We start from the raw sequence: 12,560 nt of genomic DNA, 5'->3' as shown, positions 1-12,560 counted from the left end.
GGCCGAACGGCTGCCCGATCCTTCAGACGGCGGTGGCTGCCGGTGCCGGAACCGTGGAAGGGGAAATCTTCAGCTCCTCGACCGCCCGGACGAGCGGAGCCAGCTCGGGGTCTCTGGCTGCCTCGTCGAGCGCCTCGCGCAGCGCACCGTCGTTCGTCGGCCGGGCCGCGGCGAGCAGCTCCAGGCCGGCCTCCGTGACATCGGTGTAGATGCCGCGGCGGTCGGTGTCGCACAGATAGCGGCTGAGCAGCCCACGGTCCTCGAGCCGGGTGACGAGGCGGGTCGTGGCGCTCTGGCTGAGCACGACGGCGTCGGCGACCTGCTTCATCTGGAGGTGGCCGCCCGGACCGCTGTGCTGACGGCTCAGTACGTCCAGCAGCGAGTACTCGCGGACGCTCAGATCGTGCTGCGTCTGGAGAGCCCGCTCGATGTGGCCCTCGATCCTGCCGTGCAGCAGCGAGAGCGCGCACCAGCTCTGGGCGAGTGCGGTGAGTGCCGGGTCCGTCGCTGTCATTGATGTCTCCTCCGTCCGCGGAGCGTCCGTGCGGGCCGGGGCTCGGCCCCTGCGGAGTGGCGCGCGCCTCCAAGAGTAGACGACAAACGCAATAGCCCGCGCTTGCAATTAAATGCGCCTGCAATTATTGTCGACGCTCGTAAGGCGCACGCGCAATCTTCCAAGAAGGTGAATCCCCATGCCGCTCGCCCTCCTCGCCCTCGCCATCGGGGCATTCGGTATCGGAACCACCGAATTCGTGATCATGGGCTTGCTGCCCGAGGTCGCGAACGACTTCCAGGTCTCGATCCCGACCGCCGGCTTCCTCGTGACCGGGTACGCCCTCGGGGTGGTCCTGGGCGCACCCCTGATGACCGTCCTCGGCACCAAGGTCTCCCGCAAGCGGATGCTGATGCTGCTGATGGGCCTCTTCATCGTGGGCAACGTGCTCTCGGCCCTCGCCCCCGCCTTCGGCCTGATGCTCGCTGGCCGGGTGGTGGCCTCGCTCGCCCACGGGGCCTTCTTCGGTATCGGCTCGGTCGTCGCGGCCGATCTGGTGGCCCCCGAGAAGAAGGCCGGCGCCATCGCGATGATGTTCACCGGCCTGACCGTCGCCAATGTCGTCGGCGTCCCGCTGGGCACGTTCATCGGGCAGAGCATCGGCTGGCGGGCCACGTTCCTGATCGTGGCGGGGCTCGGGGTGCTCGGGCTCGCGGGCGTCGCCAAGCTGGTTCCGGAACAGCCCAGGCCCGAGGGGGTACGGCTGCGTCACGAGATGGCCGCCTTCCGCAATGTCCAGGTACTGCTGGCCATGGCGATGACCGTGCTCGGTTTCGGCGGCGTCTTCGCCGCGATCACCTACATCACGCCGATGATGACCGAGGTCGCCGGCTTCGCCGATTCCTCCGTGACCTGGCTGCTCGTTCTCTTCGGCCTGGGCATGGTCGGCGGCAACCTGATCGGCGGGAAGTTCGCCGACCGGGCGCTGATGCCGCTGCTCTACGTCTCGCTCGGCGCCCTCGCGCTGGTGCTGGCCCTGTTCACCGTCACCGCCCAGAACAAGATCGCGGCGGCCGTCACGATCGTGCTCGTCGGCGGGCTGGGTTTCGCCACCGTGCCGCCGCTCCAGAAGCGGGTCCTGGACCAGGCTTCGGGGGCGCCCACACTGGCCTCGGCCGTCAACATCGGCGCCTTCAACCTCGGCAACGCCCTTGCGGCCTGGCTCGGCGGCATCGTCATCGCGGCCGGTCTCGGCTTCACCGCCCCGAACTGGGTGGGCGCGCTTCTCGCCGGTTCGGCGCTGGTACTGGCGGTGCTCTCCAGCGCCCTTGAGCGCCGGGACGTCCGACGGGACAGCCGCGTGGTCGCGGGTTCGGCCACCTCGGAGCCGGCCCCGGTCGCCGCGGCTCCTCACTGAGTCACACGAGGCGACCACCGGAGCCCTCACGGATTCCGGCCGGCGCCCGGGACCGAGACGCGACCTCATCACCGAAAGCAAGCACCAGGAGAACACCATGACCACCACCGCAGCCACCGCCGTCGCTCCGCTGACGATCCAGGACGCCGAGGCCCTCGTCGAGGCCGCCCGTGCCGCCGCCGAGGCGGACGGTGCGACCGTCGCGATCACGGTTCTGGACGCCGGGGGCCATCCCCTGGCCTTCCGCCGGGACGACCAGGCCGTGCTCATCGCCGGTGAGACCAGCAACCGCAAGGCCTACACGGCCCTCCAGCTGGATGCGCCCACGGCGGACCTCGTGGACGCGGTCCTGCCGGGCGGCCCCTTCCACACCCTGCCGACCGCCCTCGACCGCCCGCTCCTCTTCATCGCGGGCGGTGTCCCGGTGCGGCGGGACGGTCGCCTCATCGGGGCGATCGGTGTCGGCGGAGGCGCCCCGGAGCAGGACCACGGTTTCGCGACGGCGGCGCTGGAGGCACTCGCCGGCTGAGCCTGCCGGAGAGGCCCCGGGCGGACGTGTGTGCCGGTCCGCCCGGGGCTCAGCCCGCAGCGACCGTCAGAGGTGCGAAACGGCGGGTCCAGTCGCCCGGGAGAGCGGGAACACCGCGGAGCATCACGGCATTGAAGGCGATCGGCTCGAGGCCGTTCGCCTTCACCCATGTGAGCAGCTCCTCGTGCCGCACATCGATGTCGGTGCGCAGGGGACGTTCCGTCCCCGCGGCGAGCGAGGCGATCAGGGACTTGGCCGTGTCCGTGTCCCGTGCGATCAACGGGCCGACGACGTGGGTCTCCATGTTCGGCCAGGCCGCGGCATACCCCGTGAGGACGCCGTCGGTCTCCGCGACCCTCAACTGGTCGGCGAATGCGGGGAGTCGGGCGAGCATGTGCGTACGGTCCACGCCGAACACCTCCGCGTCCAGCCGGAGGATCGCCGGGAGGTCCTCCGCGGTGGCCGGCCGGGTCACGTGCCGGGGCGCCGGACCCGACAGGCGGAAGCGCCCCCTGACCATCTCGGCGCGGCCGGCATGGGTGAAGCCCAGTTCCTCGTACAGCGGCCGGCCGTTCGGCGTGGCATGCAACGTCAGGGGAGTCCCGGCGGCTTCCGCGAGCACATGCCGCATCAGCCGGCGCCCGACACCTCGCCGGGCGTGCCGCTCGGCCACGAGCACCATGCCGAGGGCGGAGAGTTCCGGGCCGTACGAGGTCACCACGCACGCCGCGACGAGACCCTTGGCATCGGGGTCGTCGATGCCGTAGCCGGTGCCGGCCGCGAGCAGGAGTCCCCATTTGTGCTCCTCACGTGGCCATCCCCGGTCCTCCGAGAGGTTCGCGCAGGCCTGCAGGTCCGCAGGAGTCAGACGGCGGACGGGGAGCTCGTTGAGCGGAGTCGGCATGAGGTCAGGCTGTCTGACGCAGTGATCTTTCGTCCACCGTTTTCGTCGAAGTGGCCCGGCCCGGCATGCGCCGGCCTCGGCGCGTCTTCCCCCAGGGCTTGAGCACGGAGATCGCGGTCATGAAGACGTAGGCGCACAGCGAGACGACGGGGGCGGCCAGCAGGCCGGTGGTATCGGACACGGGCAGCCCCGCGGCGGCCTGCTCGGCCGCCGCGTTCACCCCCGGGCGGAGCGAGAGCGCGGTGAGTCCGGTCGTCGTCAGGGTCAGCCAGAACTTGGTCCAGACCCAGCGATAGCGGGCCAGGCCCCAGGGTGTCCCCAGGGAGAGCAGCAGCCCACTGCCGAGGGTGAGCAGAGCGACGGGGATCATCAGCCAGTTCGCGAAGACGGCCATCGAACGGTAGGAGGCCTCGGCGGCGGTCGGTGAACCGGAGACCACCGCGGCAACGCTCAGCCCCAGCAGGCCGAGCGAGAGTCCGAGCCAGCCCGCGGACGCCGACACATGGAGGACGAGGAGTGCTCGCCGAGCGGGGCGTTTGAGTGGTTTCACGTGAAACACCGTGCACCTCGCGCGTCGTCTTCGCGTCTGACGAGGGGAGTAGCCGGGGGTACTCGCCTCGGTGTACACGGCGAGCACGATTCCGTCGCCAGGACATCGGAGAACCGAAGCGCATGTGCCGTCCGGGGTTCATGTGCGTCGGCCATTCCGTCCATCGCCTTGGGCGACCCGTCCGCATTCACGTGCTACGAAGTGCGTGAAGGTCGCGAAGGGGCTCTGTGCAGAGATCGGGATGATGGCTGAACGGCCCTGTCGTCCCTGCCGATTCGGTGCCCGGTGTGCAGATCTTTGCCGTGGTGACCGTTGCGGAGGCGGTGAATGCGGACCATCATCTGTCCGGGCTCGCCACACCACACCGGACGGGACGCGATCTGCTGGAGGCCTGCGAACTGGTGCGATTCCATTGCTGGTTTCGGGTGCGGGGACATACCCGCCGAGACCCGAGTCCTGGCCGCGTAAACGGACATGGGTGCGATGCAGCCTAACGGGAAAGCGGGTGGGGATACCCGGACTTTCCGCTCTTTGTCCGCTGCCGCGCAGGAGCTGGCATGCTGCGAAGACGAGCGCTGCGGGCAACGTCACCATCCGGTCCCACTCGCCCGAATCCCATAATCGCGAAGGCTAATGTGGGCGGGCACGAGTCATTGAGAGCAGAGCGGGGAAATCGAGGCACCTTCCGGACCAGCGGAAGTGCGCAGACCGACCGAGAGATGTTCGAGGCGAGGCACACAATGGACGCTCCGACCACCACGTCGGCCGACAACGGGACCTCAGGTGAGAACGGCGCGAGGGGCGGGGGAGGCTGGTTCACCCCCCGGAAGCAGCCTGCCGAAGGCCGTCCGGCTCCCGGAGCCGACGGCTCTGCCCGTGAAGGAGAAGAAGCGGCGGACGACGGGCGAATAGCCACTCCCAGCCGGCCGGTCGCCTCCATCCGCCCCGTCGGCACGGGTGCCGAGCGGGCGGCCGGGCCTCCGCCGCGCGGCACGACCGCCCCGCAGACGCGCACCGCCCCAGGACCGCAGACGCCTCCACAGGCCGCGACGCCGCGTGGGACGCCCGCTCCGCCGGCCGCTCCGTACGGCAGCGGCGGCGCCGTACACGGGGCGCCCACCCCTTACGGGAACACCGCCCCGCACCACGGCACGTCCCCCCGGCACACCGCCCCGCCGCACGGCGGCGCCGCGCCTCACCAGGGCGTCCCGCCCCAGCAGGGCGTCCCGCCCCAGCACCCGCACCACACCGCCCCGTACCACGGCGGCGCCGCCCAGCACCCCGGGCCCGACCCCGCTGCCGGTGACGGCACGCGCACCACCGGTCTGTTCCCCGGAGTCTCCGACGAGAAGGCGTCGCCCGACGCGATCCTCATCCGGCGGACCATGGAGGAGATCGCGCCGGTCGCCGACAAGGTCACGTCCTACTTCTACGCCCTGCTGTTCGTCCGCCACCCCGATCTGCGGGCCCTCTTCCCGGCCGCCATGGACACCCAGCGCGACCGGCTCCTCAAGGCGCTGCTCACTGCCGCCGAGCACATGGACAACACACCCGTCCTGGTGGACTACCTCGAACACCTCGGCCGCGGCCACCGAAAGTACGGAACCCAGCCCGCGCACTACCCGGCCGTCGGCGAGGCGCTCATCGGAGCGCTGACGCGCTACGCGACGACGACCTGGAACGAGGAGACCGAGGCGGCGTGGGTCCGCACCTACACGACGATCTCCCAGATCATGATCGACTCGGCGGCGGAGAACGAGCGGCACGCGCCCGCCTGGTGGCATGCCGAGGTGGTGTCCCACGACCTCAGAACACCGGACATCGCGGTCGTCACGGTGCGCCCCGACCAGCCGTACCCGTTCCTGGCCGGTCAGTACACGAGCCTGGAGACCCCGTGGTGGCCGAGGATCTGGCGGCACTACTCCTTCGCCGGGGCGCCCCGCTCCGACGGACTGCTCTCGTTCCATGTGAAGGCCGTCCCGGCGGGCTGGGTCTCCAACGCCCTGGTCCATCACGCCCGACCCGGTGATGTGCTCCGGCTCGGTCCGCCGGCGGGATCGATGGTCGTCGACCACACCACCGACAACGGCATGCTGTGCCTGGGCGGCGGAACCGGCATCGCGCCGATCAAGGCACTGGTCGAGGACGTCGCCGAGCACGGTGAGCGCCGTCCGGTGGAGGTGTTCTACGGGGCGCGCAGCGATCACGACCTGTACGACATCGACACGATGCTGCGGCTCCAGCAGAGCCATCCATGGCTGCAGGTACGGCCGGTCGTGGACGGCAGGGCGCAGTTGCCCGACGCGGTACTCGAGTACGGGCCGTGGAACGAGTACGACGCGTTCCTCTCCGGCCCGGTCGGGATGATCCGCAGCGGAGTGGACACTCTCAGGGGCGTCGGCATCCCCTTCGAGCGCATCCGTCACGACTCGCTCGAAGAGCTCGTGGCGGCCGCCGACTAGGGCCGCCGGCCGGTCGCGGCGGCGGGCCCCGAGAGCTCCGCCGCTCAGCCCAGATCGGGTGCGTGCATCGCCCGGACGCCCTCGATGTTGCCGTCCAGGTAGTGCCGCAGGGAGAGCGGGACGAGATGCACGGCGGCGATCCCGACGCGGCTGAAGGGGACCCGGACGATCTCGTACTCGCCGCAGGGCTCCTCCACTTCGGGGCCGTGCCGGCGGGATTCGTCCATGGCCACCAGACGGCAGACGAAGAAGTGCTGCACCTTCACACCCGAGACGCCGCCGTCCACGATGTGCTCGACGGTGTCCACGAAGCAGGGCACCACATCGACGATCTTGGCGCCGAGTTCCTCGTCCACCTCACGGTGGAGGGCCTCGACGACGGTCGTGTCCTCGGGTTCGACCCCGCCCCCCGGAGTGATCCAGTACGGATCCATGCCCGGCTTGGTGCGCTTGATCAGGACGAGGTCGTCGCCGTCGAGCAGGATGGCGCGTGCGGTGCGCTTGACCACTGGCCGTTCGGTCATGGTCAGAGAGTGGCCCACGACACCCGTTCTGAAACGCCCGTCCCCCGTGCTGTCGCCTGCCGTCACCAGGCGGCCGCGGCGCGCAACAGTTCCTCGTGCGCACGCGCGATGTGCGGCAGTGCGAGCGTGCCCGTCCGGGCGACGAGGAAGTACGTCCGCAGCGGGGGAACGGGAGGCTCCAGCAGCGCCGCCAGCCGACCGCTCGCCAGGGCGTCCAGGCAGAGATAGCGGGGCAGCACGGCGAGCCCGGCCCCGGCCGCGGCCGAATCCAGCGCCGCCCGCAGGTCGGGCGCGATGACGGCCGCCACGGCGGGCGGCGGGCTGTCGAACACCGAGGACCAGTAGCGGGAGACGAAGGGCAGGGACTCGTGGACCTCGACCACCGGCAGCTGTTCCAGCACGACGGCGCCCTTGCGCAGCAGGGCTCCGTCGCCCAGCCGGGCCGCCCAGCGCGGTGAGGCGACCAGGACGTGCTCCTCGTCGCAGAGCGGGGTGGAGGCGAGCAGCCCGCCGCGCGGTCGGGCCGTGGTCACGGCCAGGTCGTGGTGTCCGGCGGCCAGGCCCTCGAGCGTCTCTTCGGCGTTGCCCGTGAACGACGTCCGCAGCGCCAGTCCCTGCGAGACGAGGGACGCCAGCGCGGGCAGCACCCGCGCGGAGGTGAACTCGGGCGGGCCGGCCAGGTGGAGGGTGCGGACGCCGGACTCCTCGTCCAGGCCCGCCTCCACGATCTCGACGAGCGCGTCCAGATGGGGGGCGGCCCGGTGGGCGAGTTCGTCGCCGACGGTCGTGGGCGTGACCCCGCGCGCCTGACGGAGGAAGAGGGGCCGCCCCAGCTGTCGTTCCAGCGTCCTTATCTGGCTGGTCACCGCGGGCTGGGAGAGTCCGAGCAGCGCGGCGGCGCGGGTGAACGAGCCGGCCCGGTGCACCGTGAGGAACGTGCGCAGCAGGGCCAGATCCATCGTCCAACTATAAATAAGTCGATAGGTCTGTGTCGCCCCTGTGATTGGACACTGACGCACAGTCAACTAGCCTTGTGCGAGCGGCTCCTGCTCCGGGACACCGTTCGCGGCGCTACGCGCGGAGTGTGCGTGGTGCCACGTGTCACCGGCCCGGGAACCGCATGCGGAAGACGGACGGTCCGAGCCATGAGGGGGGAGGCTCGGACCGTCCTTCGCGCCCGCCGCGGTCGATGTCCGCCGCGGTGGCCCGCCGGGGTCTCCGTGCGCCTCAGCCCGCCGCGGCGTCCAGCGCCCTGAGCACGTCCGCGACGAGGTCGACCGTGTCCTCCACACCCGCCGAGAAACGGATGAAGCCTTCCGCCACGGCGTCCCCGCCCCAGCGGCCCCTGCGCTCGGCGCTGGAGCGGACGCTTCCGAAGCTGGTCGCGTCGTCGACGAGCCGCGCCTCCGCGAGGAAGCGCTCGGCGTGGTCACGGTCGGGCAGCTCGAAGGAGACCACCGAGCCGAACCGGCGCATCTGCTCCGAGGCGATCTTGTGCGAGGGGTCCTCGGGCAGACCGGGGTAGCGCAGTCCGGTGACCTCCGCCCGCCCGGCCAGCGCCCGGGCCAGGGCGAGCGCGTTCGCGCACTGCCGGTCGGAGCGCAGCTGGAGCGTGGCCAGCGAGCGATGGGCCAGCCAGGCCTCCATGGGGCCCGGGATCGCACCCACGACCTTGCGCCACTGCCGTACCCGCGCCGCCGCCGCGGCGTCCCGGCAGACCACGTACCCGAGGAGCAGATCGCCGTGGCCCGTCAGGCCCTTGGTGCCGCTGGCGACCGCGAAGTCCGCGCCGAGGGCCAGCGGGCGCTGGCCCAGCGGCGTCGCGAGCGTGTTGTCGACCGCCACCACGGCGCCGCCGGCGTGCGCGGCGTCCGCGAGCCGCCGTACGTCGCACACGTCGAGCCCCGGGTTGGAGGGCGTCTCGATCCACAGCAGCTTCGCCCCGTCCAGCACGTCGAGCTGGGCGTCACCGCCGGTGGGCGCGGTCCGGACCTCGACCCCGTACTCCTCCAGCTGCTCCCGCACCAGGGGCAGGGCCTGGTAGCCGTCCTCGGGGAGCACCACCACGTCGCCCGCCCGGACCTGCGACAGCAGGACGGCGGAGACGGCGGCCATGCCCGACGCGAAGGCGACGGTCTCGACCCCGGCGTCCCCCGGTGCCTCCAGTTCACCGATGGCCTGCTCCAGCAGAGTCCAGGTGGGGTTGGAGTCGCGCCCGTAGGTGTACGGGCCCGTCGGCTCACCGGGCAGGTGGTAGTGGGCGGCGAACACCGGCCCGGGCAGGGTCGGTTCGTACTTCTGTGCCTCCGGCAGACCGGCCCGTACGGCCCGCGTTCCCTCACCCGTGCTCATGCCGCCTTCTCCTCCACCGCGTCGCGCACCGCGGCGAGCAGTCCCTCGCTCGCGGACTCCACCATGTCCAGGCACTCCTCGAAGCCGTCCGTCCCGCCGTAGTACGGGTCGGGGACGTCGAGGTCGGCACCGGCGGCCGGGTCGTACGACCGCAGCAGCCGCACCTTCGCGGCGTCCGCTGCGGTCGGCGCCAGCCGGCGCAGCTCCCGCAGATGACCCTCGTCGAGAGCGATCACCAGGTCCAGCCGGGCGAACCAGGAGGGCCGGAACTGCCGGGCGACGTGACCGGACGGGTAGCCGTGCTCCCGCAGCACGTCGACCGTGCGGGGATCGGCTCCGTCCCCCTCGTGCCAGCCGCCCGTGCCGGCGCTGTCCACGACGACGAGGCCGTCGAGTCCGGCGTCCTCCACCCGGGCCCGGAACACGGACTCGGCCATCGGCGACCGGCAGATGTTGCCGGTGCAGACGAAACAGACGGAGAAGGGCATCGTGCGTTCAGTCCTTGCCGTCGGGGAGCACCACGTTCAGCGCCCACGACACGATCGAGATGATCAATCCGCCGAGTACGGCCGTCCAGAAGCCCTCCACATGGAAGTTCAGGTCCAGGACGTCGGCGAGCCATGAGGTCAGCAGCAGCATGAGGGCGTTGACCACCAGTGTGATCAGGCCGAGCGTCAGGATGAAGAGGGGAAGCGTCAGCAGCTTGACTATCGGCTTGACGAAGAAGTTCACCAGGCCGAAGAGCAGGGCCACGATGATCAGTGTGACGGTCTTCCGGGCGGTGCTGTCGCCGGTGAGTGTGATGTCCTGGACCAGCCAGATCGCCACGGCGAGTGCCCCGGCGTTCGCGATCGTCTTGACGAGGAAATTCTTCATGTGTCTGATCGTGGCAGACGTGATCGGACCGATGGCAGGGGCGGACGGACGATGAAGGCATTCCGACTGGACGAGCTCGAGGCGGAGCGGGCCGCCAACGACGGCGCGTATCTGCAGTTCCTGCGCGAACGGAACATGTCGGTCGGGCTGTACGCGCTGGACGCGGGCGCGCTGGACCCGCAGCGGCCGCACCAGCAGGACGAGGTCTACCTCGTCGTCAGCGGCCGGGCCTCGATCACCGTCGGCACGGAGACGACCCAGGTGGGGCGGGGCAGCGTCGTCTACGTCCCCGCCGGAGTGGACCACAGGTTCCACCACATCAGCGAGGATCTCCGGGTGCTCGTCGTCTTCTCCCCGCCCGAGAGCTGACCGGCCGGCCCCGGTTTCCCTAGGGGACGGCTCAGGGGACTTCGGGGGACGCGGGCGCCCCGCGGACCGTGCTCCCGCCTCTAGCATCGACAGCAGGAGAACTCACGGAAGCGAGGTAGGACGATGGCGGTGCGGGAGATACTGAAGGGGATGCCCTGGTGGGTGAAGTGGGTCGCCATTCCCCTGATCGCCCTTGTCGTCTTCGGCGGGATGATCGCGAATCTCATCGGCTTTGTGATTTGGCTGCTGTTCAAGGTCCTGTTCTTCGTGGCGATAGTGGGCGGACTGATCTACGTCGTACGGAAGTTCATGAGCTCGTCGTCGTCGAAGGGCGACTGGTGACGGCAGGGGCCGCGGCCGCCGTGGGCACGCCGGGGGCGCGTGCGCGGCTCGGTTCGGTGGGCGTCGCGGGGCGGAAAACGGCAGGTACGTACGCCCGTTAGCCCGCGCGGGGGAATGCCGCAGGCGATCCCGGCGGCCCGTCGGGGGCTGCCATTAGAGTGGCAGTCCTCCGCCGTCCCCCGGGAATCCCCGGTCGATGACCACCGTGTTCAGCGGTTCGCACGACTTCCTGGACAGTTCCCCAAGCCGGTCTCCGGGGCAGCCCAGGCCCTCGGGGTGTGCGGCGGGCGTGCGGGGGCGGCCCCCGCACGCGGGCCCTCCGCCCGTCACCATGCCTGGGGGTGACCTTTGGCCACGGCATTGGCTACCAGTTCCGCACCCACCACCTCGCCCGCCGCTCCTACCCTGATCGGCTCGGTGCAACGGGCGCTGAGACTCATGGAGGCCGTGGCCTCCCACGCCGACGGAGCCCCCGCCAAACAGCTCGCACGCGAGGCGGGCCTGCCCCTTCCCACCGCCTACCACCTGCTGCGGACCCTTGCGCACGAGGGCTATCTGCGGCGTGAGAAGGGCGTGTTCGTCTTCGGCGAGGCCGCGGTGCGGCTCGCGATGGGCGGGGCGATGCAGAATCGTCGCACCAAGATCGAGGAATCCCTGGCGCACTGGCGGGACTCCATCGGCGTACCGGTCTATTTCGCCCTTTATCGGGAGGAGGAGATCGAACTCGTCGCCGTGGCCGACACCCCGTACGCGCCCGCGGTGGACGAATGGGCGGATTTCCGGGAAACGGGTCATGCGCACGCTCTCGGGCAGTGCCTGCTCGGTCAGCTCGACGAACGGGCCCGCAAGGACCATCTCGCCCGGCACCCCGTGGACCGGATCACGCCTTATACGGTGCGCAATCGGGGAGCTCTGCTGGAACGGCTCGGGGCGATGGGCCAGATGGAACCGGTGATCGAGCGGCAGGAATATGCCCTGGGAACGGTCTGTGCGGCTATTCCCGTCACCGTGGGCTCCACCGCCGGCGCGATGGCGATTTCCCTTCCGCTCCACCAGGAAGATCGTTTGATCCCGGCGGTCGAACAACTACGCAGTGGCGTGGGCAGCCTGCTCAGTTCATTCGCCTTCTCTATCAGTATCTGAAAAATTACTCCTTGTGATCTATCGGTCACTTACAGCACGATGGCGGGGTGCGCCCGGGGGAGCATTCCCGGCCGTTTTCACGAGGTGCTTCATCCACAGCGGGGTTGACACGATGCGCGAGTCGGTTCAGGCAGAGGTCCTGATGAGCTTCCTGGTCTCCGAGGAACTCTCCTTCCGGATCCCTGTGGAGCTCACGTACGAGACAAGAGACCCCTATGCGGTGCGCATGACCTTCCATCTGCCCGGCGACGCCCCCGTGACCTGGGCGTTCGGACGCGAGCTGCTGCTCGACGGGATCAACGGGCCCAGCGGGGACGGCGATGTCCACATCGCCCCGACCGAGCCCGAGGGGCTGTCCGACGTCCACATCCGGCTCCAGGTCGGTGTCGACCGGGCGCTGTTCCGGGCCGGCGCCGCACCCCTGGTGGCCTTCCTCGACCGGACCGACAAGCTGGTTCCGCTGGGACAGGAGCGCACGCTCGGCGACTTCGAGGACAACCTGGAGGCCGCCCTGGGCCGCATCCTCGCCGAGGAGGCCACCGGCTGACCGACGTCCGGGCGCGTCTGGTCCGGTCCGCGCCCGCCGCGTCGGTGCGCGA

Annotated in this window: 15 protein-coding genes; 7 read left to right on the top strand and 8 right to left on the bottom strand. The window is 70.4% G+C overall.

The window, feature by feature from the left end; translation table 11 throughout:
- Nucleotides 1-22 precede the first annotated feature (22 nt).
- Nucleotides 23-514, bottom strand: coding sequence for a MarR family winged helix-turn-helix transcriptional regulator (locus tag QRN89_RS17510; RefSeq protein WP_290350365.1), 492 nt, complete (start codon nucleotides 512-514; stop codon nucleotides 23-25).
- Between the two features lie 178 nt (nucleotides 515-692).
- Here QRN89_RS17510 and QRN89_RS17505 point away from each other — a divergent pair, with 178 nt between their 5' ends.
- A complete protein-coding gene (locus QRN89_RS17505) occupies nucleotides 693-1,910 on the top strand; it encodes an MFS transporter (protein ID WP_290350364.1) in 1,218 nt (405 codons plus the stop codon).
- 97 nt (nucleotides 1,911-2,007) lie between these two features.
- The gene (locus QRN89_RS17500) at nucleotides 2,008-2,439 is read left to right on the top strand and encodes a GlcG/HbpS family heme-binding protein (protein WP_290350363.1); all 432 of its coding nucleotides are present in this window, start codon (nucleotides 2,008-2,010) and stop codon (nucleotides 2,437-2,439) included.
- A gap of 49 nt (nucleotides 2,440-2,488) precedes the next feature.
- Here QRN89_RS17500 and QRN89_RS17495 read toward each other — a convergent pair whose 3' ends face one another.
- Together QRN89_RS17495 and QRN89_RS17490 are read right to left on the bottom strand one after the other, a co-directional pair.
- Nucleotides 2,489-3,343: a GNAT family N-acetyltransferase gene (locus QRN89_RS17495; RefSeq protein ID WP_290350362.1), complete on the bottom strand. Its 855-nt coding sequence runs from the start codon at nucleotides 3,341-3,343 to the stop codon at nucleotides 2,489-2,491.
- Between the two features lie 4 nt (nucleotides 3,344-3,347).
- Entirely contained in the window at nucleotides 3,348-3,893 is a 546-nt protein-coding gene (locus QRN89_RS17490) for a DUF2269 domain-containing protein (protein ID WP_290350361.1), read from the bottom strand.
- A gap of 740 nt (nucleotides 3,894-4,633) precedes the next feature.
- Here QRN89_RS17490 and QRN89_RS17485 point away from each other — a divergent pair.
- On the top strand, nucleotides 4,634-6,355 hold the full coding sequence (locus QRN89_RS17485; protein WP_290350360.1) for a globin domain-containing protein: 1,722 nt from the start codon (nucleotides 4,634-4,636) through the stop codon (nucleotides 6,353-6,355).
- Nucleotides 6,356-6,399: 44 nt separating this feature from the next.
- On the opposite strand, the gene QRN89_RS17480 is transcribed toward QRN89_RS17485, so the two are convergent.
- From QRN89_RS17480 to QRN89_RS17460, 5 genes are all read right to left on the bottom strand, one after another.
- Nucleotides 6,400-6,879 carry an NUDIX domain-containing protein gene (locus QRN89_RS17480; RefSeq protein WP_290350359.1) on the bottom strand — a complete coding sequence of 160 codons (480 nt, stop codon included), beginning with the start codon at nucleotides 6,877-6,879 and terminating at the stop codon, nucleotides 6,400-6,402.
- Nucleotides 6,880-6,941: 62 nt separating this feature from the next.
- Nucleotides 6,942-7,838 (bottom strand): LysR family transcriptional regulator, encoded by an 897-nt coding sequence (locus tag QRN89_RS17475; RefSeq protein WP_290350358.1) that lies wholly within the window; start codon nucleotides 7,836-7,838, stop codon nucleotides 6,942-6,944.
- A 268-nt stretch (nucleotides 7,839-8,106) separates the two neighbouring features.
- Nucleotides 8,107-9,231 (bottom strand): cystathionine gamma-lyase, encoded by a 1,125-nt coding sequence (locus tag QRN89_RS17470; RefSeq protein WP_290350357.1) that lies wholly within the window; start codon nucleotides 9,229-9,231, stop codon nucleotides 8,107-8,109.
- Complete coding sequence (locus QRN89_RS17465; RefSeq protein WP_290350356.1) at nucleotides 9,228-9,719, bottom strand: low molecular weight protein-tyrosine-phosphatase; 492 nt, start codon at nucleotides 9,717-9,719, stop codon at nucleotides 9,228-9,230. The genes QRN89_RS17470 and QRN89_RS17465 overlap by 4 nt, the downstream gene beginning before the upstream one ends.
- A gap of 7 nt (nucleotides 9,720-9,726) precedes the next feature.
- On the bottom strand, nucleotides 9,727-10,107 hold the full coding sequence (locus tag QRN89_RS17460) for a phage holin family protein (protein ID WP_290350355.1): 381 nt from the start codon (nucleotides 10,105-10,107) through the stop codon (nucleotides 9,727-9,729).
- Nucleotides 10,108-10,158: 51 nt separating this feature from the next.
- On the opposite strand from QRN89_RS17460, the gene QRN89_RS17455 reads away from it, so the two are divergent.
- The 4 genes from QRN89_RS17455 to QRN89_RS17440 all read left to right on the top strand — a co-directional run bounded on the left by QRN89_RS17455 (nucleotide 10,159) and on the right by QRN89_RS17440 (nucleotide 12,508).
- On the top strand, nucleotides 10,159-10,476 hold the full coding sequence (locus tag QRN89_RS17455; protein WP_290350354.1) for a cupin domain-containing protein: 318 nt from the start codon (nucleotides 10,159-10,161) through the stop codon (nucleotides 10,474-10,476).
- Between the two features lie 129 nt (nucleotides 10,477-10,605).
- A complete protein-coding gene (locus QRN89_RS17450; protein WP_290353748.1) occupies nucleotides 10,606-10,818 on the top strand; it encodes a DUF5326 family protein in 213 nt (70 codons plus the stop codon).
- A gap of 438 nt (nucleotides 10,819-11,256) precedes the next feature.
- On the top strand, nucleotides 11,257-11,961 hold the full coding sequence (locus QRN89_RS17445) for an IclR family transcriptional regulator (protein ID WP_384068990.1): 705 nt from the start codon (nucleotides 11,257-11,259) through the stop codon (nucleotides 11,959-11,961).
- Between the two features lie 112 nt (nucleotides 11,962-12,073).
- Nucleotides 12,074-12,508: an SsgA family sporulation/cell division regulator gene (locus tag QRN89_RS17440; RefSeq protein ID WP_290350353.1), complete on the top strand. Its 435-nt coding sequence runs from the start codon at nucleotides 12,074-12,076 to the stop codon at nucleotides 12,506-12,508.
- Nucleotides 12,509-12,560: the final 52 nt, after the last annotated feature.

This window comes from Streptomyces sp. HUAS CB01, from assembly GCF_030406905.1.
Taxonomy (GTDB): domain Bacteria; phylum Actinomycetota; class Actinomycetes; order Streptomycetales; family Streptomycetaceae; genus Streptomyces; species Streptomyces chengbuensis.
Note: the sequence above shows the minus strand (reverse complement) of the source record. Positions and strands in the feature narration are given on the sequence as shown.